The sequence below is a fragment of the Cobetia sp. 2AS genome (assembly GCF_029846355.1).
In the GTDB taxonomy this organism is placed as follows: domain Bacteria; phylum Pseudomonadota; class Gammaproteobacteria; order Pseudomonadales; family Halomonadaceae; genus Cobetia; species Cobetia amphilecti.
In genome coordinates, this window is sequence record NZ_JARWKQ010000001.1 from 75,550 (window position 1) to 101,083 (window position 25,534).

Consider the following 25,534-nt stretch of genomic DNA (forward strand, 5'->3'; position numbering starts at 1 on the left):
GCTAGCGTCCCGGCCGCGCAGCGAGGGCATCAGGTAGGCTGTCGGAGAGAGAGCAGGGGAGAGCCTCTCGCGAGATGGCGCGTGCGATGAGGTCGCCACTGGCGCAGGCCAGCGTGAAACCCAGACTGCCATGGCCGACGTTCAGCCACAGATTGTCCGGGCTGTTCGCTTGCCGGGGGCGGCCGAGGATCGGCGGCCCTTTGGGCGTACTGGGGCGCAGTCCGGCCCAGGGAGTGGCCTGCGCGAAATTGCCGGCTGCGGGGAAGGTGGCGCTGGCCAGCTTGCGCAGCGCGGCAATTCGCTGCTCATCCAGTTCGGGGTGAAAGCTGTCGCGTTCCCGCTGGCCGATATCCACCATCGCCGCGACGCGCAGCTGGCGTGATGCCGACGACTCCAGGTCGGCATAGACCACCTTGCGTGCCGAGTCGGTGACGCTGATGCGCGGTGCGGCCGTCTCCGGGGTGTCAGCTGTCAGCGCCAAGGTGAGGCTATAGCCCTTGAGCGGCTGCAGGGGCAGGTGGATGCCCAGGGGGCGCACCAGCTCGGCGGCATGATTGCCGGCCGCGATGACGATCTCTTCGACGGCATGGTGTTCTCGGCGGCCATCAAGGTGTCTGAGCTCGAGCTGCGCGATGCGCCCGTTGCGTGCGCTCAGCGGGGCGACGCGCGTGTTGGCGATGCGCGTGTAGCGCCCGGAGGCCTGCAGCTTGCGCTCCAGCGCCTGACAGAAGGCATGGCAATCCGCCGTCTCGTCCGAGGCGCTGAAGATGCCGCCCGACAGATGGGCTTGCTGATGGGCCAGTGAGGGCTCCAGCGCGATGCATTGGCGCGCATCGAGCACCTGCTGGTCCTGCGGGGCGACGCGCGCGGCGGCCGCCTTGTCGAGCGCCACCGGGTCACGATGGATCACCAGCTTGCCGCGCTGCTGCCAGGCGAAGTCGCCGAGCGCATCTCGAGTGCGCCACTCGCTCATGATCGCCTGGCTGTGCAGTGCCAGCGAGAGCATCTGCGCTGCGCTGGCCTGATGGGTGCGGTGATTGCAGGCGGCCACAAAGCGGGCCATCCAGCGCCATTGTGCGGGGTCCAGGTTCGGGCGCAGTTTCAGCGGTGCCTCATTGCCTGCCAGCAACCACTTGATGGCCTGGCGGGGCACGCCGCTATCGGCCAGTGGCGCCACATAGCGATAGCTCAGCTGGCCGCCGTTGGCGTGGCTGGTCTCGCTGGCGACCTCGGCATGGGCGTCGATCAGGGTCACGCAGTGGCCGACGCGTACCAGGGCGTGGGCACTGGCGAGGCCGATCACGCCGCCTCCGATGAGGGTCACGTGGCGTTGCATGCTGGGCTCCCGGGTCGTGAAGGTCGTGTCGTGTTGTGCTCGAGCTTGCCGGTCGCTTGCGTAAGTGGCGAATGAAAAGGTTGTGCCACGCCATAACTCGAGGTTATGGGGTAACCTGATGCGCAGGCGCTCAAGTGCGCCCTCAAGTTAGCCTTCTAGACAACCGGACAGGGAGATAGCGCATGCGGCTCAGGGACCTGGAGATCTTTCACGCCGTCCTGCAGGCCGGTAGCGTGACCGGCGCGGCGCGGTTGCTGCATATCTCTCAGCCGGCGGCGAGCAAGGCGCTGCAGCAGGTCGAGCGCCAGTGGGGCATCACGCTATTCACGCGCAGTGCAGGGCAGCTTCATCCCACCGAGGAGGCGCGCAAGCTGGAAGCGGCCAGTCAGGGAATGCTCGGTCAGCTGGATGATGTGAGACGGCTGGTCGATGGCTTGCGTGAGGGCGAGGCACGCACGCTCAAGGTGGTGGCGACGCCTGCCATCGCCCAGCAATTGCTGCCGCAGGCGCTGGGTCAGTGGCGCCGGCGTCAGCCGCGAGTCAGCTGTGAGCTGGCGACCCAGCATACCCGCGAGATCGTCGATGCCCTGTTGCTGCATGAGGTGGATATCGCCTTCACGCTGAGTGCGCCGACGCATCCTGCGCTGATGACGCGACCGTTGGTGCGCATGCCGCTACTGGTGCTCGCGCCCGCAGGGTATTGGGCACAGGACTGTCAGCAGGCGCCGATGACGGTGGCGGAGCTTGCCGGTCAGCGCCTGATCGCGCTGGGAGCGCACGACCCGCTGGCGCGGCGACTCGATGGTCTGCTGGCGAGCGTGGCGCAGGAAGCTTCAGGCGCTTTGCCATCTTCACCGCGCATCGTGACGCGTGTGCAGACCTATCCACTGGCGGCGGCGCTGGTTCAGGCGGGGGAGGGGTTGGCGGTGGTCGATGCGCTCACGGCGCATGCCGCCACTACGGAGCGCGGCTTGAGCGCTCGTCAGCTGCCTCAGGCGGGTGAGCTGGTGCTGAGTGCCGTGTGGCGACGCGAGGCGGGGCGTTCGCGGCTGGCGCAGTCGCTGGCGGACCAGCTCGCCAGACAGGCTGCGCAGTGGCTGCAGGTGCCGCTGGCAGAGCCCTCAGCGGTCTGAGTCTTTCGCTGGTTGAGACCTCCGTTGGTTAAGACCTCCATGGCTTGATCTGTGTCCCTGTTTGTACAGTTTGCCGCGCCACAACGCAGAACGCCCCTGACCTCGTGAGAGATCAGGGGCGTTCTGTCAGGACAGGCTGTCAGGGCGTCAGCTGGGCCCGGGCGTCGCCGGGCACCGGTGAGCCATCAGACATTGAAGCGGTAGTGCACCACGTCGCCATCCTTGAGGATGTAGTCCTTGCCTTCCAGACGCCACTTGCCGGCATCCTTGGCGCCTTGCTCGCCCCTGTAGGCGATGAAGTCGTCATAGGAGACGACTTCGGCACGGATGAAGCCTTTCTGGAAGTCGGTGTGGATGACACCAGCGCCTTCCGGTGCGGTAGCGCCAATCTTGACGGTCCAGGCACGCACTTCCTTCACGCCAGCGGTGAAGTAGGTCTGCAGACCCAGCAGCTCGTAACCGGCGCGGATGACGCGGTCCAGGCCCGGCTCTTCCATGCCCAGCTCGTCGAGGAACATCTCGCGCTCTTCCTCGTCCAGCTCGGCGATCTCGGCTTCGATCTTGTTGCACACCGGCACGACGCTGGCGCCTTCGTTGGCGGCAATGCCGCGCACGATATCGAGGTAGGGATTGTTCTCGAAGCCTTCCTCGCTGACGTTGGCGATGTACATGGTCGGCTTGAGGGTCAGGAAGCCGAAGCCGCGCACGATCTTCAGGTCGTCATCGCTGAGGCCGAAGCTGCGCAGCGGCTGGCCTTCGGCCAGGTGCGGCTGGATGCGTTCCAATACCGCCTTGGTGGCGATGGCTTCCTTGTCGCCGCCCTTGGCGACGCGGGCCAGACGCTGGATGCTGCGCTCGACGCTGTCGAGATCGGCCAGGGCCAGCTCGATGTTGATGGTCTCGATGTCGGCGGCCGGGTCGACGTGGTTGGCGACGTGGATGACGTTGTCATCCTCGAAGCAGCGCACCACGTGCGCGATGGCGTCGGTCTCGCGGATGTTGGCCAGGAACTTGTTGCCCAGACCTTCGCCCTTGGAAGCGCCCGCGACCAGACCCGCGATATCGACGAATTCCATGGTGGTCGGAATCACCTTCTCCGGCTTGACGATCTCGGCCAGCGCGTTCAGGCGAGGGTCAGGCATCGGCACGATACCGGTGTTCGGCTCGATGGTGCAGAAGGGGAAGTTCTCGGCGTCAATGCCAGACTTGGTCAGTGCATTGAAGAGAGTGGACTTGCCGACGTTCGGCAGGCCGACGATGCCGCAATTGAAACCCATGGCGCTAGATCCTGGTGTGACGTATCGAATGGGGCGTGGCACTGGCAGTCGTCTCGACCAGCAGGCTCTGAGTGCACAGGCACTGGGCATGCGGGGAAACGAGTGGGCAGGCACGGAATGAAGACAGGCGGGAAGTGTAAGGCCTCATGCCGCCGAGGTCATCCATTGGGCGCATGTCGCGCGACAAATGATGCCTTTTGTTGCTGATCGCGTGGCGAGACGCGCGCACGCAAGCGAGGTGATGCGCTGAGCGAATCACCGAAATTCGGAGAGGGGTGATGCAGAGGTTCAGCTCTTGAAGGAATGCAGGCGATTCATGGCCCGTGCCCATTCGCCACTGATGGCGTCGGGGAGGGTCATCACCACTTCGTCGATGGCGTCGTCGATGGCCTGGCGTTCAGCCTTGCCGGGACGTCCGAGCACGAAGTTGGTCACCAGCTTGGCATTGCCGGGGTGGCCGATGCCGATGCGGGCACGATGGAACGACTTGTCGTTGCCCAGTGCACTGATGATGTCGCGCAACCCGTTGTGACCGCCATGGCCGCCACCCTGCTTGTAGCGGGCGGTGCCGGGGTCGATGTCCAGCTCATCGTGGGCGACGAGCAGTTCATCCGGGGCGAGCTTGTAGAAGTTGCACAATGCGGCCACGGCCTGACCGCTGCGATTCATGAACGTCGATGGGAACAGCAAATGCAGATCCTGGCCGGCGAAGTGGACCTTCGCGTATTGGCCATGGAACTTGCGTTCCGGACGCAACGTGGTGTGACCGTGGCGCGCAAGAGCGTCAAGGAGCCAGACGCCGGCATTGTGACGGGTGTCTTCGTATTCGTTCCCCGGGTTACCGAGGCCGATGATCGCTTTCACTCGTGACATGCGCTGTCTGGCTCCTTGATCAGGCTGCGTTATTCTGCAGCAGGTGCTTCTTCGCCTTCAGCAGCATCTTCTGCGTCAGCAGAGATGTTCGGACGAGTGACGTTGACCACAGCGGTGTCGTGATCGGCACCGTGGGACAGGGCAACGGACTCGGCGCCTTCCGGCAGAGCGATGTCGGACAGGTGCAGGGTGTGGCCAACTTCCAGCTTGGACACGTCCAGCTCCAGGTATTCCGGCAGGGCTTCCGGCAGGCAGCTGATTTCGACGTCAGTCGCCAGGACGTGCAGGACGCCGTCCTGGTCCTTGACACCGACACAGGCTTCCTGACCAGTGATGTGCAGCGGCACGTTCATGGTCAGTTTGTGGTTCGGATCGATGCGCAGGAAGTCGACGTGAGTCAGCAGCGGCTTGAACGGGTGACGCTGCAGGTCACGGATGACGACTTTCTCGGTCTTGCCTGCAACATTCAGGGTGATGATGGAGGAGTAGAACGCCTCATCGTCAACCGCCTTGTACAGGCTCGGCTTGTCGATCATGACCGGAGTCGGAGCCTGGTCGGCACCGTAGATGATGGCCGGCACGAAGTCGTTCGTACGACGCAGGCGGCGGCTCGCACCTTTCCCCAGGTCTTCACGAACTTCAGCATTCAGTTTGAACAGTTTCATTTTGCAGATACCTCAAGGGTCTAATGAGAATCCGGTAGCCCCCGCGACCAGAGCGCTACCGGATCCATGAGGCCGGCCCGGAGATTTCCGGGCCGGCCGCTTGTCGGCAGATGACGGATCATCTGCCGTTGTCAGTGCCTCTTCCCCGAGCAGCGGCGAGCAGGGCCCGCCGACAGGACTCAGTGGAACATGGCGCTGACGGATTCTTCATTGCTGACGCGACGGATCGCCTCGGCGATCAGGCCAGCGACTGTCAGCTGGCGGATCTTGCCGGAACGACGCGCGGCGTCGGACAGCGGGATGGTGTCGGCAACTACCACTTCGTCGAGGACGGAGTTGGTGATGTTGTCGACCGCCGGGCCGGACAGGATCGCGTGGGACGCATAGGCCACGACGCGGTTGGCGCCATGATCCTTGAGTGCCTCGCCCGCCTTGCACAGGGTGCCGGCGGTATCGATCATGTCATCGACCAGCACGCAGGTGCGGTCCTTGATATCACCGATGATGTTCATCACCTGGGCCTGGTTGGCCTGGGGACGACGCTTGTCGATGATGGCCAGCTCGCAGTTGAGCTGCTTGGCGATGGCACGGGCACGTACCACGCCGCCCACATCCGGGGAGACGACGATCAGGTTGTCATAGTTCTGACGTTCGATGTCGTCGAGCAGGATCGGTGAGCCGTAGACGTTGTCCACCGGCACATCGAAGAAGCCCTGGATCTGATCGGCATGCAGGTCCATGGTCATGACGCGATTGACGCCAGCCTTGACCATCATGTCCGCGACCACCTTCGCCGAGATCGGCACGCGAGCAGAGCGCACGCGGCGGTCCTGACGGGCGTAACCGAAGTAGGGAACGACCGCAGTGATACGCGCCGCAGACGCACGACGCAACGCGTCCACCATCAGGATCAGCTCCATCAGGTTGTCGTTGGTCGGTGCGCAGGTGGACTGCATGATGAAGACGTCCTTGCCGCGAACGTTTTCGTTGATTTCTACCGCAATCTCGCCATCGCTGAACTGACCGACGGTTGCATGGCCCAGGCGGGTATCGAGGGCTTCAGCTACCTTGCGGGCGAGAGCGGGATTGGCATTCCCCGCGAATACCATCAGTTTTGACACGCGCAGCCACCTTTGGAGTCTTGTGGGATCTCGGGAGTGGAGAATTCCGGGTTGACCGGGAACGGCCAGGATTGGCTGGGGTACCAGGATTCGAACCTGGGAATGTCGGTACCAGAAACCGGTGCCTTACCACTTGGCGATACCCCAGCAACGTTCACTTCAACCAGTTGCTGTGCTCAGGCCGAAGCCAGAGCGGCATGTAGAGGGGAGATATTGCAACCGCGTGCCGAGAAGGCGTGCCACATCGGGCGCTCGAGTTCGAGTCGACCCAGCACCTCGCTGGCCTGTCGTGCGTCGTCAAACGCACAGAACACACAGGCGCCGGTGCCCGTCAGTCTGGCGGTGCCGAACTGGTCCAGCCAGTCCAGGGCGTCGGCGACTGCCGGGTACAAAGTGCGCACCACGACTTCACAGTCGTTGCGGCCCCCCTGCAGTGCGCGCGCCATACTAATCGCGAGGCTGGAACGTGTCAATTGCGGGTGGCCGAACACGGCCGGTGTCGCGACCTCGACACCGGGGTGGATCACCACGAACCATGGGGTGTCCAGCGGGGCTGGCACCAGGCGTTCACCGATGCCTTCGGCCCAGGCGGCGAAGCCGCGCACGAACACCGGCACATCCGCGCCAAGCGACAGCCCGAGCTCGGCAAGGGCGTCTTCGCCAAGCTCGAGCCCCCAGAGTCTGTCCAGCGCCAGCAGGGTCGTGGCGGCGTCGCTGCTGCCGCCCCCCAGGCCGCCACCCATCGGCAGCACTTTCTCCAGCGTGATATCGACACCGGGCAATGCGGTGGGTGACGCGACCTTGCCCTGCGCGTGTGCGGCTTCTCGCAGCAGGCGCGCGGCGCGCACGATCAGGTTGGCCTCTTCGGGCACGCCTTCAATAGGCGGTGAGAGGCGGATGGCCTCATCGTCGCGCAGCGTGAAGCTGAGGCTGTCGCCGTGCTCGAGGAACTGGAACAGCGTCTGCAGCTCGTGATAGCCATCGGCGCGCTGGCCCGTGATATGCAGCATGCGGTTGAGCTTGGCCGGAGCGGGCAGGGTGAGAGTCATGGTCGATGCGGATGCGGCTGTCGGGGTCGTCATGGAAGAAGGAGAAGGTGTCACGATCACAGCGCCTGCCACTGGTTGACGATGAGCGTGGCGGTGAGGTCGCCGTAGTAGAGCTTCATCTTGCGCGGCAGCCACAGGCCTTCGGCGCGGGTCCAATCCTGATAGTCCACTTCCCAGCCGTCCTGGTAGAGGATGGTCGGGAAGCCCAGCTCATCTGTCTCGATGTCATGCTCGCCAGCGGCCGGTACGCCGCGCACCCAGTTGTCGAGGGCACCCAGCGGCAATGACCAGCCCAGTTGCGCCAGCATCAGGCTCTCGGCATCCGGGGCCTCGAAGTCACCCTCGGAGGAGGAGAGGCGCACGCCTTCGTCGTCGCGCACCAGAGTCGTGCGCCCCGCGCCCAGCGGGCCGGTGATCAGCATGTGGTAGTCATCGCCGTCCTGCTGCCAGTCGAGGTTGGCGCTATGGCCTTCCTCGGGGGTGCGAATGCCGACCTTGCCTGCCAGCTGCCAGTGGGTCAGGGCGGCAAGTTGCGCGTCCTGTTGCTGCCAGTCACCGTCGCTGCGCGTCAGATCACCGGCATTGTCGCTGGCCATCTGGCTGGCGCAGCCGCTGAGTACCAGTGTCATGGCCAGCAGGGCTGGCCCGAGCAGGCGGCGTGCCTGGCCCAGCAGGGGGAGTGACAGGGGAGAAGTGATCATGACGCGAAGGCCTTCCGGATGGCGAGAAGATGAGTGACGGTGAGTGAGACTCCACTCACTGACGGGTCAGGATAATGGACTCGCCAGTGGGCAGAAAGTGCCGGGTAGCGTGGCAGTGCCCTTCAGGGCGCGTCGACGACCGGGCGCAGCTCGGGGATGTGCTGGAACAGGGCTTCGAGCTCGCTGGCTTCTTCGAAGCGCTCGCTCAGCTCTACCGCCAGGCCACGGGCTTCATCCTCGCGGCCCAGCGCCCATAGCACCTCGATGAGATGGGCGCCGATCTCGGCATCCTGCTGCTGGGCCCAGGCGGCTTCCAGTGGTGCCAGCGCATTGTCGAGGTCGTCGGTCAGATAGCGGCCCCAACCGAGGCTATCCAGAATGGCCGCGTCGTCGGGCGACAGCGCATGGGCGCGCTCGATCAAGGCCAGTGCTTCCTCGAGGCGGTCCGTCTCCACCAGCAGGGTGTAGCCGAGCGCGTTGTAGGCGCTGGCGTTGTCGGGTTCCAGCGCGATGACTTCCCGCAGGTCTTCTTCCATGCCGCCCAGCTGATCATCTTCCAGACGGCGGATGCCGCGCAGGAACAACAGGCTGCCCAGCTCGCTTTCCAGCGTGTTGCGCGTGTCGGCCTCCTGGGCGGCGATGGCTTGCGCAAGTGCCTTGCGGCGCGTGGTGATGCTGCTGCTGAGCAGGGCATCGGCTTCGGCATGCGCCTCCTGGGAGTCGAGCAGGTCGATCTCGAAGCTGAGCAGCGTCATGGCATGACGCGGATGGCGCAGGCGTTCCACGGCCAGGAACTGACGGGCCTCGTCCGTGCGCTCGTGTTCGACCAGCAACTGGGCGGCGCGGGCGCGGCTGGAAATGTAGCGCTCGCCGTCCGGCACCTGACGGTAGTAAAGGATGGCGTTGTCGACGTCGCCGCTGGACTCGGCGGCCAGCCCCAGCAGGGCGTAGGCGGCGTCCGGCACCGGGTCTTCATCAAGCAGCGGCAGCAGCAGGCGATGGGCGTCCTCGGGGGAATCGGCATCAAGATAGAGGCTGGCCAGCGCCAGGCGCAGGCGTGGCGCGTTGGGGTGGCGGGTGATGAGGCTGTCGATGCGTTCGCGTGCCGCGTCCAGATCGCCGCTGGCCAGTTCGGTCTGCGCGGCGCTCAGGATCAGGCGGCTGTCATCGGGAGCGATCTCAAGGCCTCGGGCCACCGCGCGCCGCGCCGCCTCGAGACGCCCCGCACTGCGTTCGATCTCGCTGCGCGCCAGCCATAGCTCCGCCAGTGTGGCGTGAGCACTTTCCAGGCGCACCAGGCGTGCACGCGCCGCTGTCTCATCGCCCAGCGCAGCCTCGAACAATGCCGCGGCAATCTCGGGCATCGGCTGCTCGGGATACTGGGCGATATGCGTCTCCAGCATCGCCAGCAGGGGTTCAAGCTCGGCACCGGCATCGATCGCCTGCTCGGCCAGGGTCGCCAGATTGCCATTGCCGCCACTGGCGGTGAGCATCAGGCGCTGCTCGAGTGCGGCCTGCCAGTCGCCTCGCTCGACCGCCAGGCGGGCGCGGATGATGCCGGGCTCGCTGGCGGACTCGTCGAGTTGCTGCCAGCGTTCGGCGGCGCGCTCCAGCAGGGCCGGGTTGTCGGCGAAACGAGCCGCGAGCACGGCGCGGCGCGCCAGTTCCGGGTCATCGAAGTGACGGCTGGCGGCCAGATAGCCATTGGCGGCGCGGGGGTAGTCCCCGCGCTGTCCGGCGAGTTCGGCGCTCAGCAGCTGATTGAGGCTGTCGGCATCGAGGCCCTGCTGGATGGGCGGCGCCGTGGCCAGCGGGTCGGGCTGCGCCATCAGGGGCGCGGAGTTGCTCATCGACTGACAGCCGGTCATGCCCAGCAGCAACCCGCCCACGACGCAGGACTTCCACCCGCCGCGTGGGCGACGGGGGGCATCAAGGGTGGTGTGCGCGTGCGGGGGGCTATGTTCAGCGGCAGTCGAAGCGTGCATGCAACCTCGCGTTTGTCAGTGGGGGCAGGATGAGGGAACGGGGCGGTCGAGCCGCAGGCCGGGTCATGCGCGCAGCGTGGCGCTGACGAAGGCGTCGTGTCTCGCAGCATAACGGCTGGCGGCGAGCGGGGATAGCGTTGCCGACGCGAGGAAGTGGCATGACCCACCGGATGCCTCGTATGCCGACAGATACGCCGCGCGGGCTGATAGCGATAGCCTGCCAGCATCATGGAAAATCCTCATCGGCTGCGACGTGCTGCGGGGTCGCGTGGTCCAGACGCTGTGGTAGAATGAGCGCGCTAATATTACGATCTCAGCCGCTTCGGCAGCCCTGTGTGCCTTTATGTCAGCCGCCTTTGTCCCCATTGAGTCGACAGGTGTAAAGGCACCGAGCCTGCGCGGATTACCTGCTGTCCTGGCCTTGGCCTCGCGGCAGGCCAGCACCGAGAGCCGCCTGACATTGACGCCGATTCCTGCCGGCCAGACCCTGACGACTGACTCCATGACCCTTCTTGCCCTTGGCATCAATCACCGCACCGCCGCCGTTGACGTGCGCGAGCGCGTTGCTTTCACGCCCGCGCAGCTCGATGCCGCGCTGGGCGAATTGAAGCGCCTGCCGGCGGTCTCCGAAGCGGCGGTGCTGTCGACCTGCAACCGTACCGAGCTCTACTGCGTGACCAGCGATGGCGCCAAGTCGGTGCTCGAGTGGCTGGGGCGTTTTCACCGCCTGCCGGTGGAGGAGCTGTCGCGTTGCAGCTATCAGCATCTGGGAGAAGAGGCGGTACGCCATCTGATCCGTGTCGCGGTGGGGCTGGACTCGATGGTGCTGGGCGAGCCGCAGATTCTGGGCCAGCTCAAGGACGCCTATCAGTTCGCGCGCAACTCGGTGGGGCTGGGCGGTGAGCTCGAGCAGCTCTTCCAGCATATCTTCCAGGTCGCCAAGCAGGTACGTACCGAGACCGGTATAGGCGAGAACCCCGTCTCGGTGGCCTACGCCGCCGTCAGCATGGCCAGCCACATCTTCGATGACTTCTCGCGGGCCAATGCCCTGTTGATCGGTGCTGGCGAGACCATCGAGCTCGTCGCGCGCCATCTCAAGGAAGCGGGCATCGCCAACCTGTGCATCGCCAACCGCACCGTATCGCGCGCCGAGCGTCTGGCCGATGAGCTGGGCGGGAGCGCCATCGGCCTGGAAGGCATTCCGCATGCCCTCGAGAATGCCGATATCGTGATAGCCTCCACCGCTTCCCAACTGCCGATTCTCGGCAAGGGCATGGTGGAACGCGCACTCAAGAAGCGCCGCTACAAGCCGGTGTTCATGGTCGACATCGCCGTGCCGCGAGATATCGAGCCGCAGGTCGGCGACCTCGACGACGTCTTCCTTTATACGGTCGATGATCTGCAGGAAGTGATCGACGAGAATCGTCGCCACCGTGAGCTGGCCGCTGCCCAGGCAGAAGAGCTGATTCGCCAGGGCGTCAACGCCTGGTTGCACCTCAAGCGGGTGCGCAGTGGCGGCGAAGTCATCAAGCGCTACCGCAGCCATGGCGAGCAACTGCGCGCCGAATGCGAGGCGCAGGCGCTGGCGGAGCTCGATCAGGGACGCGACCCCCAGGAAGTGGTCGCGCAGCTGGCACGCCAGCTGGCCAATCGCTTCATGCATCACCCGACGCTGGCACTGCGCCAGGCCTCGGGAGACGATCGCCAGGATATTCTTCAGACGGCCCAGACGCTTCTGCTCGCGCCGGCTGATTCATCACAGGACCCTTCATGAAAGACAGCCTCATCACCAAGCTCGACACCTTCCATGACCGCTTCGAGGAGATCTCCGCACTGTTGTCGGAGCCCGAAGTGATCGGGAACCAGGCCAGGTTCCGCGACCTGTCGCGGGAGTATGCCGAGCTTGAGCCATTGATCGAGGCATGGCGCCGCCATCGCGGCCTGAACGAAGACCGTGACGCCGCGCTGGCGATGGCGGAGGACAGTGATCCCGAGATGCGCGACATGGCGCGTGAGGAAGTCCGCGATACCGATGCGGCGCTCGAGACGCTGGAAGCCGAGATCACCCAGCTGCTGATTCCGCGTGACCCGGATGATGGTGCCAACGTCTTCCTCGAGGTGCGTGCCGGCACGGGCGGTGACGAGGCTGCGCTGTTCGCCGGTGACCTGTTCAAGATGTATTCGCGCTACGCCGAGCTCAAGGGCTGGAAGGTCGAGACCGTAAGCGCCAGCCACGGCGAGCACGGCGGCTTCAAGGAAGTCATCGCCCGCGTGAAGGGCGAGGGCGTCTACTCGCGCCTCAAGTTCGAGTCCGGCGCGCACCGCGTGCAGCGTGTGCCCGCCACCGAATCCCAGGGGCGTATCCATACCTCGGCCTGCACCGTGGCAGTGATGCCCGAGGCCGATGAAGTCGGTGACGTCGACATCAATCCGGCCGACCTGCGCGTGGACACCTATCGCAGCTCCGGCGCCGGTGGTCAGCACGTCAACACTACCGATTCCGCGATTCGCATTACCCACCTGCCCACCGGCGTGGTGGTGGAGTGTCAGGACGAGCGCAGCCAGCACAAGAACCGTGCGCGCGCCATGTCACTGCTGGCGGCGCGCCTCAAGCAGGCCGCCGTGGACACCCAGGCACAGGCCACCTCCGATGCCCGTCGCAAGCTGGTCGGCTCGGGGGATCGCTCCGAGCGTATCCGTACCTACAACTTCCCGCAGGGGCGTCTGACTGATCACCGCATCAACCTGACGCTCTACAAGCTCAATGAAGTGATCGCCGGCCAGCTGGACGAAGTGATCGAGCCACTGGTGGTGGAATACCAGGCCGATCAGCTGACTGCACTGCAGGAGCAATAAGGTGAGAATCGATGTCACCCTGGCAGCCGCGACTGCCCGTCTGAGCGAGGCGGGCAGCGATTCTCCGCGTCTGGATGCCGAGCTGCTGCTGGGCGAGGTAATGGGACGAGAGCGCACCTGGTTCTACACCTGGGGCGATCGTGACCTCGAGAGCGAGGCGGGCGCCGAGGGCGTGGCACGTTTCGAGGCGCTGCTGGCGCGTCGCGCCGAGGGCCATCCCGTGGCGCATCTGCTCGGGCGGCGTGAGTTCTATGGCCTGACGCTGGCCTGTTCGCCGGCCACGCTGATTCCGCGCCCGGACACCGAGGTGATGGTGGAGTGCGCGCTGGAACTGGCCGAGGCCACCAGCGGCAAGCTGCTGGATCTCGGCACCGGCACCGGTGCCATCGCGCTGGCCTTTGCGCGTCATCGCCCGCAGTGGCAGGTGCTGGGGGTCGATCTCATCGAGGAAGCCGTGCAGCTTGCCCGCGGCAATGCCGAGCGTCTGGCGATCGCCAATGCCGAATTCCGCCAAAGTGACTGGTTCAGTGCCGTCACCGAGAGCGGCTTTGCGCTGATTACCGCCAACCCCCCTTATCTGGCCGATGATGACCCACATCTTGCGCTGGGCGATGTGCGCTTCGAGCCGCGCTCGGCGCTGGTCGCGGCCGAGGCAGGGCTGGCGGACTTCCTGCATCTGATCGCCACTGCGCCGCAGCACCTGGCCGCAGGCGGCCACCTGATGCTGGAGCATGGCCTCACCCAGGGCAATGAAGTGCGCGAGGCACTGCGTGCCGGCGGCTTCGTCGACGTCGAGACCCTGGAAGACCTGGGCGGGCGCGAACGCATCACGCTGGGCAAGCTGGCCTGATGCTCGCCGGGCACCGTCTAGCGGTGCCCGTGTAGTGGCGCCCGTGCGTGGTCCCCACTGACGTCCTCGCGCTTGGCACCCCTGTAGTGCATTCCACCGTTTTCAGTGGAGTCTGCGTGGAATCCTCGTCACAGTACCGCCAGTGAAGGCGTATCCCCTGTTGGCCGGGTATGATAGTAATGAACCTGCATGATTGGCATGGTCATCTGATAACCCCCTTGTTATCCGACGGCCTGACTGCACGGAAGCCAGGAGCACGGATGATCCTGCTGCAAGTCACCCTGCTGGGAAAACTATTACAATGAAAGCAAAATCACGCTCTCTGGACCGCATCGACCTCAAGATTCTGCGTTGCCTGCAAGAGAATGCCCGTATCTCCTATGTCGACCTCGCCTCGGAAGTCGGCCTTTCCACCACGCCGTGCCTGGAGCGCGTCAAGCGCCTCGAGCGTGCCGGCGTCATCCGCGGTTACAAGGCGGTACTCGACCCCAAGGCGCTCAAGGCCAATCTGTTGGTCTTCGTCGAGATCAGTCTCGAGACGCAGTCGCCGTCGGTGTTCGATGAGTTCCGCCGCGCCGTCTCCAAGCTGCCGCAGATCCAGGAATGTCATCTGGTCTCCGGTCAGTTCGACTACATCCTCAAGTGCCGGATTCCGGAAATGTCCGCCTATCGTCAGCTGCTCGGCGATGTGGTGCTGACGCTGCCCGGCGTCAAGGAATCCAAGAGTTATGTGGTGATGGAAGAGGTCAAGGAGCAGTTCTCGCTGCATGTGCCCGATATCGAGGAGCTGGATGCCAAGTAATGGCATGCCCTGCTGTTGCCAGGCAGGGCTCATGGCTTCTCACTTCATTTACCGATAGGCGGCTTTTCTCCCATGCAAGATTCGCAATTGCTGCGCTACTCGCGCCAGATCCTGCTCCCTCAGGTCGACATCGCCGGGCAGCAGCGCCTGTTGGCGGCGCGGGTTCTGGTGATCGGGGCGGGTGGTCTGGGCTGCCCGGCAGCGCTCTATCTGGCAGCCGCGGGCATCGGCACCCTGGTGGTGGCCGATGATGACCACGTCGAGCTCTCCAATCTGCAGCGCCAGATCGCCCATGGTGACGCCGACATCGATCAGCCCAAGGCGCAATCACTCGCCGCCTCGCTGTTGGCGATCAATCCCGATACCGAGGTGATCGCGTTGTCAGAGCGCCTGCAGGGTGAGGCGCTGTCCGAGCAGGTGGCCGCCGCAGACGTGGTGCTCGATTGCACCGATCGCTTCAGCTCGCGCTTCCCGATCAACGCCGCCTGCGTGGCAGCGGGCACCCCGCTGGTGTCCGGCGCCGCGATACGCTTCTCCGGCCAGCTGGCGGTGTTCGATCGCCGTGAGCCACAGGCGCCGTGTTATGGCTGCCTGTATCCGCCGGATGAGCTGGGCGATGAAGAGCTGACCTGTGCCGAGAGCGGGGTCATCGCGCCGCTGGTCGGCATCATCGGCGCCTTCCAGGCGCTGGAAGCGCTCAAGCTGATCAGCGGTGCCGGCAGCGTGCATCGCGGCCTGGCCACCTTCGATGGCCTGAGCGGTGAATGGCGGCGCATGGGCCTCAAGCGCGACCCCGGCTGCCAGGTGTGTGGTCAAGCGTCATGATGTAGCCGGTCAAATCGACGGCATATCTCTAATAAGCCCCGCAGCCTTTCTGGCTGGCGGGGCTTTTTTGTCGCATGCCGCGTGAGCGCACCACCAGGGTGCGCCAATGCCATGGGGTGTTGAAGATTTCTCCCATGCAGCGCAATCAACATGCAGCATTCCAGCGAAACGTGTGGTAAATATCGAAAATACTCCAGTCGATGGTGAATAAACTCAACAAGAGCGGATGAGGAGGTGCATGGGCGGCTTCAGATCAGGCACGCAGAGCGAGTGTGCTGGCTCGTATTCCTACTACCAGGCCAGCCAGCGTGTGACGCTTGACCCATGCCCGCCTCTTGTCGGTGAGCAGCGAGCCGATGTCTGCGTGATCGGCGGCGGTGTCACGGGCTGCTCCGCTGCGCTGCATCTCGCCGAGCGTGGCTATTCGGTCATTCTGCTGGAAGCGCAGACCATCGGTTTCGGGGCCTCCGGGCGCAGTGGCGGCCAGATCCTGCCGGGGCTCGGCACCGATATCGCGACGGTCGAGAAGGCGCTGGGGCGCGAGCAGGCACGCGCCATCTGGGAGATGAGCCGCGAGTCCGTGCGCCTGACCGCCGAGCTGGTCGCCCGGCATCAGATTCCCTGCGATTTCACCCAGGGCTACCTGCATGCCGCGGTCAAGCCGCGTCATGTGCGCGAACTGCAGGAGTTCCAGGCGCGCATGGCACGCGATTACGACTATCACGCGCTGCAGTGGCTGCAGGGCGATGCGCTGCGCGAGCGGGTCGTCACCGACGCCTATCCGGGCGCGTTGCATGATGGTGAGGGCGGTCATCTGCATCCGCTCAACTATACCCTCGGACTTGCGCGAGCTGCCCAGCAGGCCGGCGTCACGCTCTGCGAACAGAGCCGGGTGCGTCAGCTCGACCACGGCCGGAGCGGCGATACACCCGATGGCACCTCACGGCGTGCTCGTATCCAAACCGAGCATGGCTGCGTGAGCGCCGAATTCGTGGTCGTGGCCACCAATGCCTACCTCAATGGCCTCGTCGCCTCGCTGGAAGAGCGCATCATGCGCGTCGCCAATTACATCGTCGCCACCGAACCGCTCAGCGAGGCTCAGGTCGCGCAGGTCCTGCCGCAGGATGACGCGCTTTCCGATGCCAACTTCGTGCTCGACTACTACAGTCTTTCTGCCGACAGGCGCCTGCTGTATGGCGGTGAGGTGAGCTATACCGGTCAGGAGCCGCGTGGCCTCAAGGCGCGCATGGACAGCAAGATTCGCCGCCTGTTTCCGGTGCTCGATGGCGTGGCGATCGATTACCGCTGGGGCGGCGACGTGGCCATCACCATGAACCGCGCGCCGGACTTCGGGCGTCTCGCGCCGAATGTCTATTACGCTCAGGGCTACTCGGGACATGGCATGTCGCTTGCAGGATTGGCGGGCAAGCTGGTCGCCGAGACCATCGCCGGTCAGGCAGAACGTTTCGATATCTTTGCCGCCATGCCGCACCGCCCCTTTGTGGGTGGGCGCTGGCTGCGAACTCCTCTGCTGGTCCTGGCGACCAGCTTCTACACGTTGCGTGATCGGCTCTAGGCCGAGGCCATGATGAAGGTGCTGCACATTTGACACTGTTGAACACCCCGACAGCCCAAGAGCTGGAAACGACTGGTGAGTAATCGCAAGGGAGGCGCGATGAGCGCGGTGGATGGCAAGGACGCTGGTACGCCCGAGCAGCACACGACGAGAAAGCCTGCCGGCGCGCGGGCGCCTGGCGGCACGCACGCCAGCGAGAGCGTCTGTGAACATGTCGGTGAGGGCTTCGACGATAACGCCGGTGAGAACCTTGGCGATACCGTCAATGAGAGCATCGGCGAGAGCCAAGGCGCGAAGGCGGATCAGCCCGCGCTGCCGCGACGCGCGGCATCCTCCATCCAGCTCAAGGGGCTGCACAAGCGCTTCGGCAATGAGGTGGCGGCGCTGGATGGCGTGGACCTGAGCATCCAGCCCGGCGAGTTCTTCACGCTGCTGGGGCCTTCGGGCTGTGGCAAGACGACACTGTTGCGGATTCTGGCCGGTCTCGAGGCGCTGGATGAAGGTCAGGTGGTGATCGGCGGGCGGGACGTCACCGAGGTGCCGCCGCATCAGCGCAGCGTCAACACGGTCTTCCAGTCCTATGCGCTGTTTCCGCATCTGTCGGTGCGCGACAACCTGGCATTCGGCCTGAAGATGCGCGGTGTCGCCCCCCGGGAGCGCGAGGCCAGGGTTGCCGAGATGGCGGAGTTCATCAAGCTGGGCAGCCTGATCGATCGCCGAGTCGACCAGCTCTCCGGTGGTCAGCGTCAGCGCATCGCGCTGGCGCGGGCGCTGGTCTGCGAGCCGGATGTGCTGCTGCTGGATGAGCCGCTGTCGGCGCTGGATGCCGGCCTGCGCAGCCAGATCCAGATCGAGCTGCTGCGCCTGCAGAAGCGCCTGGGCATGACCTTCGTCTTCGTTACCCATGATCAGCAGGAAGCGATGGTGATGTCGGACCGCATTGCGGTGCTCGACAGCGGTAGCCTCCAGCAGGTGGGCTCGCCGCGTGAGATCTACGAGCGTCCGGCCAATGCCTTCGTGGCGCGCTTCATGGGCCATGCCAATCTGTTCGACGTCACGGCTCGCGATGACAGCCGCAGTGACGCCATCCGACTGACCACGCCGCTGGGCGTACTGACCGCACAGGCGCCGGGCACTGGCAGTCTGCTGCTGTTGCGTCCCGAGACGCTGGACCTGCGCCGGCGACCCGCCAGCGAGTTCGAGCGTCACGACGTGCTGGAAAATCACTTGCCGGGCCGGGTGCAGGAGCGACTCTACCGCGGCAGCCACGCCGAATATCGCGTCGAGGTAGCGGGTGTCAGCGTGCAGGTGGTGGTCAACAACCGGGGTGGCCAGTTGCCGGAAGTCGGCGACCAGGTCGATGTGGTGGTCGCCGCGCAAGACCTGATCACGCTGGGGGAATGACGATGGCCTATCACGCAACCCTGGCCACTGCGCGCAGCCGCGCGGTGGTCGCCGAGTCACGCCACCTGTTGCTGACGGTCGCGCCCGGTGCACTGTGGATCATCGTCTTTCTGGTGCTGCCCAGTCTCTATCTGATGAGCGTGGCCTTCATGACCAACGGCCCCTATGGGCTGCCGGAAATGCCGTTGTCATTGACCTCGTTTCAGCAGCTGGCCGGACAGGGCTTTCTCGGCTGGAGCCCGGGCAACCTGATGACGCTGGGGCGCTCGCTGTGGCAGACCGTGCTTTCCACTGTGCTGGTGGTGCTGGTGGCCTATCCGATCGCCTATTACATCTCGCAGTCAGACCAGCGCTGGCGGCCGATCATGCTGCTGGCGGTGGTGGTGCCGTCCTGGACCAATCAGGTCATTCGCACCTTCGGCTGGATGAATCTGCTGGCGCCGGGCACGCCGCTGGCGGAGCTGGCGGAAGCCATGGGCATGATCGCGCCCAACATGGGGCTCTATCCGTCCAATTTCGCGGTCACTCTGGGGCTGGTCTACAACTTCCTGCCGTTCATGGTGCTGCCGCTGTACGCCGCCTTCGAGAAGTTGAATCTTTCACTGGTGGAGGCGGCGCAGGACCTCTACGCCTCGCCGCTCAAGGCCTTCTGGCACGCGGTCTTCCCCCAGACACTGCCGGGGCTGTTGGCGGGTGTCGTGCTGGTGGCGATTCCGGCCTTCGGCATGTACGTGATTCCGGAGCTGCTGGGCGGCGGCAAGGGCATGATGCTGGGCAATCTGGTCGCCAATCAGTTCGCTGGCAGCGCCAACTGGCCGCTGGGGGCGGCGGGCGCGATCCTGATGCTGATCGCCACTTTCATTGGTCTCTACGCCATGCGCCGCATCGGCAAGCGGCTGGGCGGCGGTGAAGAGGTGGTGATATGAGGCGCGGGAGCTTTCACAAGGGATTGCGGGGCTTCTGGTGGCTGACGCTCGGTTTTCTGTATCTGCCGCTGATCGTGGTGATGCTGTTTTCCTTCAATGCCTCCAACAGTGCCGCCAGCTTCACTGGCGTGTCGCTGCGCTGGTATCGGCGCCTGCTGGGCAATGACGCGATTCTGTCGGCGCTGGGCAATTCGCTGCTGCTGGCGGTGGTGTCGTCATTGCTGGCGCTGATGATCGGCACGCTGATCGGGTATGGCATGTATCGCCATCGTCACCGCAAGCTGGGTTGGCTGATCGTGCTGATCTATCTGCCCATCGTGCTGCCGGACATCGTGTTCGGGATCTCGGAAATGACCTTCTTCGTCAAGATCAATGAGCTGACCGGTCTGCTGTCGCCGGGACTGGCCACCATGACCATCGCACATGTCACCTTCCAGGTGCCGTTCGTGGCGTTGATCGTCTACTCGCGCTTCGTCGGGCTGGACCCGACGCTGTTCGAGGCGGCCAAGGACCTCTATGCGACACCGCGGCAGCGCGTGCAGTTCTTCATGTTGCCGACACTCAAGCCGGCATTGATCTCGGGCTTCCTGCTCTCCTTCACGCTGTCGCTGGATGATTTCGTGATCAGTTTCTTCACCGCCGGACCGGAGAGCGCCACCTTGCCCATCTACATCTGGAGCGCGATACGCAAGGGCGTGACTCCTGAAATCAATGCCATCGCCACGTTGATGATGGCGGCGGTCGCCCTGGCGGCGCTCATGAGTCTGGTGCTGTCGCGCCGGCGCGCGGCGTCGTGAGCATACGCAATATCCACAGGCGGTCTGACACTGCTGTCCTTGCCGACGTCGGGCCTGATCATTCATCACGCACGTCCCATCACTTCTCAAGCACGTTGAGCGGAGCATCACAATGACAAACAACACGCTGCGTTTCGCTGTCGCCATCGGCAGTCTGCTGCTGGCAGGTGCCGTCCAGGGCGAAGACAAGAAGCTGTATCTCTTCAACTGGACCCAGTACATGGATCCGGAAATCATCACCGCCTTCGAGGAGAAGTTCGGCGTCGAGGTAGTCGAGAACTACTACAACTCGCTGCCGGAAATGCTGGCCAAGCTCAACGCGGGCGGCGTCTCCCAGTACGACATCATCGTGCCGTCCAACTATTACGTGCCGCGTCTGATCGAAACCGGCCTGGTGCAGAAGATCGACAAGGCCAAGGTCCCGAACCTGGCCAATGTCGCCGAGCAGTTCAGTGACCCGAATTTCGATCCGGGCGCCGAATATACCGCCCCGTATCAATGGGGCGTGACGGGGCTGGTCTACAACGCCAGCACCTTCAAGGACGCTTCCAAGAGCTGGTCCTTGCTGTTTGATCCCGCCGTCAATGGCGATTACCCCTTCAGCCTGATGGGTGACGGCCAGGTCAGCATGGGGTCTGCCTGTGCCTATCTGGGACACGGCTACGACTGCACCGACCTGGATGACTGGCGCGAAGCCGCCAGGCTACTGATCGAGACCAAGCACCGCGACAACTTCAGCGGCTTCTCCGATGGCACGCCGGCGCTTCAGCAGCTGGCGCGCAAGGTCACCCATGGCGCCTTGTCCTATAACGGCGACTACCTGTTCTATCTGGAGGAAAACCCGGAGTCCTTCGCTGACATCAAGTTCGTGATTCCTGACGAAGGTGCCGAGAAGTGGGTGGATTCGATGATGATTCCGGCCAAGGCACCGCACCCGGAGCTGGCGAACGCCTTCATCAACTTCATTCTGGATGCCAAGGTCGGCGCGCAGCTCTCCAACTACAACTACTACGCCAGCCCCAACGCCGCCGCGGAGCCGTATCTGGATGAGGTACTGACTCAGCCACCGATTCAGCCCTCTGAGGATGACATGGCGCGCCTGCGTTTCTCACCGAGTCTCTCCGGCCAACAACTGCAGGTATTTCAGCAACTGTGGTCTGAGGTGCAGTCGCGCTGAACCGAGGGAGCTCTGAACCGAGGGAGCTCTGATTGATGTCTGAGTCGAAGCCACGCATGGAGCATCACGATGACAACTGACACGCTGCGTTTCGCTGCGGCCATCGCCAGCCTGTTGCTGGCCGGTGGCGTCCAGGCCGAAGACAGGAAGCTGTATCTCTTCAACTGGACCCAGTACATGGACCCGGAAATCATCACCGCCTTCGAGGAGAAGTTCGGCGTCGAGGTGGTCGAGAACTACTACAACTCGCAGCCGGAAATGGTCGCCAAGTTGAATGCCGGGGGTGTCTCCCAGTACGACATCATCGTGCCCTCCAGCTACTACGTACCGCGCCTGATCGAGATGGGCCTGGTGCAGAAGCTCGACAAGGACAAGGTGCCGAATCTGGCCAATCTCGCCGAGCAGTTCCGTGATCCGGTGCTGGGGGAGGGGCTCGACTATGCCGCGCCCTATCAGTGGGGTGTCACCGGGCTTGTCTACAACGCCAGCACCTTCAAGGAAGCGCCCAAGAGCTGGTCGATGGTGTTTGATCCGACCGTCAATGATGCCTGGCCGTTCGGCTTGATGACCGGTGGTCAGGTCAGCATGGGCATCGCCTGCGCCTATCTCGGCCATGGCTATGACTGCACGGATCTCGACGACTGGCGCGAGGCCGCCAGGTTGCTGATCGAGACCAAGCATCGCGGCAATTTCAGCGGCTTCTCCGACGGCACGCCCGCGCTTCAGCAGCTGGCGCGCAAGGTCACGCATGCCGGGCTGTCCTTCAATGGCGACTACCTGTTCTATCGTGAGGAAAATCCGGAGTCCTTCGCTGACATCAAGTTCGTCATCCCCGAAGAGGGCACCGAGAAGTGGGTGGATTCGATGATGATTCCCGCCAGGGCGCCGCACCCGGAGCTGGCGAATGCCTTCATCAACTTCATTCTCGATGCCCGGGTCGGCGCGCAGCTCTCCAACTACAACTACTACGCCAGCCCCAATGCCGCGGCAGAGCCGTATCTGGATGAGGTGCTGACTCAGCCACCGATTCAGCCCTCCGAAGAGGACATGGCGCGACTGCGTTTTTCACCGAGTCTCTCCGGCGAGCAGCTGCAGATATTCCAGCAGCTGTGGTCCGAGGTGAAGGCGCGCTGAGCGCTGGCAATCGGGTCTATCGAAGCAGGCTGCCGAGCGCGTGGCCTGCCCTGTAGCGTTCAAGGAAGGTGTCATGAAGTACGAACCCACTGGTCGCGAAGACGACGAAGCCGTGCTGCAGGAATGGTTCACGGCACATGGCATCACCGAGGTGGAATGTCTGGTCACCGACCTGACCGGCATTCTCAAGGGCAAGATCATGCCGGCGCGCAAGTACCTCAATGGTGGGCGACCGCGCCTGCCGGACTCCATCTTCATCCAGACCGTCACCGGCGGGTATCCGGATGATGAAGACAGCCGCTTCTGGAATCCGGCCGAGCAGGACATGCAGCTGATCCCGGATACCAGTGCCGTCTATCTGGTGCCATGGGCGGAAGACCCCACCGCGCAGATCATCCATGACTGCTATTACCTCAATGGTGATCCGGTGGAGCTGTCGCCGCGCTATGTGCTCAAGCGAGTGCTGGCGCTGTATGCCGCACGCGGCTGGAAGCCGGTGGTGGCCCCCGAAGCCGAGTTCTATCTCGTCAAGACCAACAAGGACTCCGACTATCCACTGGAGCCGCCCATCGGACGCAGCGGTCGTCAGGAGAGCAGCCGTCAGTCCTATTCCATCGATGCGGTCAATGAGTTCGATCCGCTCTTCGAGGAGATGTATGACTACTGCGAGGCCATGGGGCTGGATCTCGATACCCTGATCCATGAGGAGGGCGCCGGGCAGATGGAGGTCAATTTCGAGCATGGTGACCCGCTGGCGCTGGCCGATCAGGTCGTGATGTTCAAGCGCACGCTGCGCGAGACGGCATTGCGCCACGGCATGTACGGTACCTTCATGGCCAAGCCGATGGCCTATCAGCCGGGCAGCTCGATGCATATCCATCAGAGCCTGGTGGATGTCTCGACCGGCAGGAACCTGTTCGCGGATGATGAAGGGCGGGCCAGCACCCTGTTTCGCAACTTCATCGGCGGCTTGCAGACCTACATGCCGTCCGCGATGCCGTTCTTCGCGCCCAACGTTAATTCCTATCGCCGCCTGATGCGCAGCGAGACCAGTGGCTCCGCACCGATCAACGTGGAGTGGGGCTTTGACAACCGCACCGTCGGCTTGCGGGTGCCGGTGTCAGATGCCGAGGGGACGCGGGTCGAGAACCGTCTGGCCGGCGCCGACGCCAATCCCTATCTGGTGATGGCTGCCTCGCTGGCCTGCGGCTATCTGGGCATGATGGCGCAGATCGAGCCACGTCCGCCGGCCGTGGGCTCTGCCTGGGAGGGCGGCAACAGCCTGCCGGACGATATCGGGCCGGCACTGAATGCGCTGCACTCCTGCAAGCCGTTGGCGGATATTCTCGGCGAGCGCTTCGTGAAGAGCTATCTGGCCGTCAAGCGCGCCGAGCATCGTGAGTACTTCCAGGTCATCAGCTCGTGGGAGCGGGAGCACCTGCTGCTGCGTGTCTAGCCCTTCGGGACATGTCCTGTGTGTCTAGCACTGTGTATCTCACCCTGCGGGGCATGCCCATGAGGGAGCCGAGAGGTCGTGACAGTCGTCACGGCCTCTCGGCGTTTCAGGTGGTGCACTCTGTGTTGGCAGGTCGCTGCTTGTGGTGATTATTGCATGTCAAAGTCGGCGTGATTGGCTCGATGATCCGTGATATCGTGCTTTCATGTTGATTAAAATAACCACAAGGAAATTGTCATGAGTGCCTCTCTGCCCCTGGAACATGCTGCCTCCTGGTATGCCGCCTCAGCCAATGCCGTGCCCGAACGGCCCCCGCTAGCGGGAGATGTCAGCTGTGATGTCTGCGTCGTCGGGGCTGGCTTCACCGGCATCTCGGCGGCGCTGCACCTGGCCGAGCAGGGCCTCAAGGTGATGGTGCTGGAGGCCGCTCGCGTGGGTTACGGCGCATCCGGTCGCAATGGCGGGCAGATCGTCAACAGCTACAGCCGCGACATGGATGTGATCGAGGAGCGTTTCGGCGCCCAGACGGCACGTGCGCTGGGGGACATGGCCTTTGAAGGCAACCGCATCATTCGTGAGCGTATCGCCGGTTATGGCATCGATTGTGACCTGCGCGAAGGCAATCTGTTTGCCGCCTGCAATGCGCGTCAGCTCAAGGGACTCAAGGAGCACAAGGCGCTGTGGGAGCGCTATGGCAACACCAGTCTTGAATTGCTGGAAGGCGATGCCTACAAGCGTGAAGTGAGTGCCGAAGGCTATACGGGCGCGCTGGTCGATCACTCCGGTGGCCACATCCATCCGCTCAATCTGGTGTTGGGCGAAGCCGCAGCCTTCGAGTCACTGGGCGGCGTGATCTTCGAGCACAGCCCGCTGCTGAGTCTCGAGCATGGCAGCCCCGTCGTGCTCAAGACCGCGGGCGGCACCCTGCGGGCCGACCGCGTCGTAATGGCGGGCAATGCCTACCTCAACGGCGTGCTGCCGGAGCTTGAAGGCAAGTCGATGCCCTGTGGTACCCAGATCATCACCACCGAACCGCTGGCGGAGGATGTGGCGCGTAGTCTGCTGCCCAACAACATGGCGGTGGAAGACTGCAATTACCTGCTCGATTACTACCGCCTGACCCGTGACAACCGACTCATCTTCGGTGGCGGCGTCAATTATGGCGGCGAAGACCCCAGCAATATCGAAGCCTTGATTCGCCCCAAGATGCTCAAGGCCTTCCCGCAACTGGCCAACGTCAAGATCGACTACGCCTGGAGCGGTACCTTCCTGATGACGCTCAATCGTCTGCCCCAGTTCGGCGTGCTCAATGACAACGTCTACTACGCCCAGGGCTATTCCGGGCATGGCGTGACCTGCAGCCATCTGGCTGGGCGCTTGATCAGTGAGGTGATGACCGGCCGTGATGGCCGCTTCGATGCCTTCGCCGGCCTGCCGCACCTGCCGTTCCCCGGTGGCCGCATGCTGCGGGTGCCGCTGTCTGCCGTGGGTGCCTGGTACTACCAGACCCGCGACAAGCTCGGTATCTGATCAGCCTGTTCTCCAGAATGCCCCAAGCCGCCTTCCTTATCGGGAGGCGGCTTTTTCATTG

The 25,534-nt window shown here is 64.0% G+C and carries 22 protein-coding genes and 1 tRNA gene; 14 read left to right on the forward strand and 9 right to left on the reverse strand.

Annotation, left to right across the window (positions count from 1 at the left end; translation table 11 throughout):
- Nucleotide 1: 1 nt before the first annotated feature.
- Nucleotides 2–1,336, reverse strand: a complete 1,335-nt coding sequence (locus QD356_RS00335; protein ID WP_192838320.1) for an FAD-dependent oxidoreductase — start codon at nt 1,334–1,336, stop codon at nt 2–4.
- Between the two features lie 182 nt (nt 1,337–1,518).
- Between QD356_RS00335 and QD356_RS00340 the strand changes: the two genes are divergently transcribed.
- Nucleotides 1,519–2,469, forward strand: coding sequence for a LysR substrate-binding domain-containing protein (locus QD356_RS00340; protein ID WP_192838321.1), 951 nt, complete (start codon nt 1,519–1,521; stop codon nt 2,467–2,469).
- A 185-nt stretch (nt 2,470–2,654) separates the two neighbouring features.
- On the opposite strand, the gene ychF is transcribed toward QD356_RS00340, so the two are convergent.
- From ychF to QD356_RS00380, 8 genes are all read right to left on the reverse strand, one after another.
- On the reverse strand, nt 2,655–3,746 hold the full coding sequence (ychF, locus tag QD356_RS00345; RefSeq protein WP_192838322.1) for a redox-regulated ATPase YchF: 1,092 nt from the start codon (nt 3,744–3,746) through the stop codon (nt 2,655–2,657).
- Nucleotides 3,747–4,034: 288 nt separating this feature from the next.
- Nucleotides 4,035–4,619 (reverse strand): aminoacyl-tRNA hydrolase, encoded by a 585-nt coding sequence (pth, locus tag QD356_RS00350; protein ID WP_043335900.1) that lies wholly within the window; start codon nt 4,617–4,619, stop codon nt 4,035–4,037.
- 29 nt (nt 4,620–4,648) lie between these two features.
- A complete protein-coding gene (locus tag QD356_RS00355) occupies nt 4,649–5,284 on the reverse strand; it encodes a 50S ribosomal protein L25/general stress protein Ctc (protein WP_192838323.1) in 636 nt (211 codons plus the stop codon).
- Between the two features lie 179 nt (nt 5,285–5,463).
- On the reverse strand, nt 5,464–6,405 hold the full coding sequence (locus tag QD356_RS00360) for a ribose-phosphate pyrophosphokinase (protein ID WP_172978614.1): 942 nt from the start codon (nt 6,403–6,405) through the stop codon (nt 5,464–5,466).
- Between the two features lie 72 nt (nt 6,406–6,477).
- Nucleotides 6,478–6,552, reverse strand: a tRNA-Gln gene (locus QD356_RS00365).
- A gap of 29 nt (nt 6,553–6,581) precedes the next feature.
- Entirely contained in the window at nt 6,582–7,454 is an 873-nt protein-coding gene (gene ispE / locus QD356_RS00370; RefSeq protein ID WP_131431347.1) for a 4-(cytidine 5'-diphospho)-2-C-methyl-D-erythritol kinase, read from the reverse strand.
- Nucleotides 7,455–7,510: 56 nt separating this feature from the next.
- On the reverse strand, nt 7,511–8,155 hold the full coding sequence (lolB, locus tag QD356_RS00375; protein ID WP_192838324.1) for a lipoprotein insertase outer membrane protein LolB: 645 nt from the start codon (nt 8,153–8,155) through the stop codon (nt 7,511–7,513).
- Between the two features lie 122 nt (nt 8,156–8,277).
- The gene (locus tag QD356_RS00380; RefSeq protein ID WP_192838325.1) at nt 8,278–10,140 is read right to left on the reverse strand and encodes a tetratricopeptide repeat protein; all 1,863 of its coding nucleotides are present in this window, start codon (nt 10,138–10,140) and stop codon (nt 8,278–8,280) included.
- A gap of 502 nt (nt 10,141–10,642) precedes the next feature.
- Here QD356_RS00380 and hemA point away from each other — a divergent pair.
- From hemA to QD356_RS00445, 13 genes are all read left to right on the forward strand, one after another.
- Complete coding sequence (gene hemA / locus QD356_RS00385; protein ID WP_192838326.1) at nt 10,643–11,914, forward strand: glutamyl-tRNA reductase; 1,272 nt, start codon at nt 10,643–10,645, stop codon at nt 11,912–11,914.
- Entirely contained in the window at nt 11,911–12,996 is a 1,086-nt protein-coding gene (gene prfA / locus QD356_RS00390) for a peptide chain release factor 1 (protein WP_043335881.1), read from the forward strand. Before hemA ends, prfA begins: the two co-directional genes overlap by 4 nt.
- A 1-nt stretch (nt 12,997) precedes the next feature.
- The gene (gene prmC / locus QD356_RS00395) at nt 12,998–13,846 is read left to right on the forward strand and encodes a peptide chain release factor N(5)-glutamine methyltransferase (RefSeq protein WP_192838327.1); all 849 of its coding nucleotides are present in this window, start codon (nt 12,998–13,000) and stop codon (nt 13,844–13,846) included.
- A gap of 301 nt (nt 13,847–14,147) precedes the next feature.
- Nucleotides 14,148–14,648 carry an Lrp/AsnC ligand binding domain-containing protein gene (locus QD356_RS00400; RefSeq protein WP_043335877.1) on the forward strand — a complete coding sequence of 167 codons (501 nt, stop codon included), beginning with the start codon at nt 14,148–14,150 and terminating at the stop codon, nt 14,646–14,648.
- A 72-nt stretch (nt 14,649–14,720) separates the two neighbouring features.
- Nucleotides 14,721–15,473 (forward strand): molybdopterin-synthase adenylyltransferase MoeB, encoded by a 753-nt coding sequence (moeB, locus tag QD356_RS00405; protein ID WP_192838328.1) that lies wholly within the window; start codon nt 14,721–14,723, stop codon nt 15,471–15,473.
- A gap of 238 nt (nt 15,474–15,711) precedes the next feature.
- Entirely contained in the window at nt 15,712–17,049 is a 1,338-nt protein-coding gene (locus QD356_RS00410) for an FAD-binding oxidoreductase (protein ID WP_192838329.1), read from the forward strand.
- A gap of 75 nt (nt 17,050–17,124) precedes the next feature.
- Nucleotides 17,125–18,453, forward strand: coding sequence for an ABC transporter ATP-binding protein (locus tag QD356_RS00415; protein WP_279876536.1), 1,329 nt, complete (start codon nt 17,125–17,127; stop codon nt 18,451–18,453).
- A 2-nt stretch (nt 18,454–18,455) separates the two neighbouring features.
- Nucleotides 18,456–19,379, forward strand: coding sequence for an ABC transporter permease (locus tag QD356_RS00420; protein WP_107335442.1), 924 nt, complete (start codon nt 18,456–18,458; stop codon nt 19,377–19,379).
- Complete coding sequence (locus tag QD356_RS00425) at nt 19,376–20,176, forward strand: ABC transporter permease (RefSeq protein ID WP_192838330.1); 801 nt, start codon at nt 19,376–19,378, stop codon at nt 20,174–20,176. Before QD356_RS00420 ends, QD356_RS00425 begins: the two co-directional genes overlap by 4 nt.
- Before the next feature lie 112 nt (nt 20,177–20,288).
- On the forward strand, nt 20,289–21,353 hold the full coding sequence (locus tag QD356_RS00430) for a spermidine/putrescine ABC transporter substrate-binding protein (protein WP_192838331.1): 1,065 nt from the start codon (nt 20,289–20,291) through the stop codon (nt 21,351–21,353).
- Nucleotides 21,354–21,422: 69 nt separating this feature from the next.
- Nucleotides 21,423–22,487, forward strand: a complete 1,065-nt coding sequence (locus tag QD356_RS00435) for a spermidine/putrescine ABC transporter substrate-binding protein (RefSeq protein WP_192838332.1) — start codon at nt 21,423–21,425, stop codon at nt 22,485–22,487.
- Nucleotides 22,488–22,560: 73 nt separating this feature from the next.
- On the forward strand, nt 22,561–23,943 hold the full coding sequence (locus QD356_RS00440; protein WP_054555117.1) for a glutamine synthetase family protein: 1,383 nt from the start codon (nt 22,561–22,563) through the stop codon (nt 23,941–23,943).
- A 237-nt stretch (nt 23,944–24,180) separates the two neighbouring features.
- Nucleotides 24,181–25,473 carry an FAD-binding oxidoreductase gene (locus QD356_RS00445; protein ID WP_131431357.1) on the forward strand — a complete coding sequence of 431 codons (1,293 nt, stop codon included), beginning with the start codon at nt 24,181–24,183 and terminating at the stop codon, nt 25,471–25,473.
- Nucleotides 25,474–25,534 lie beyond the last annotated feature (61 nt).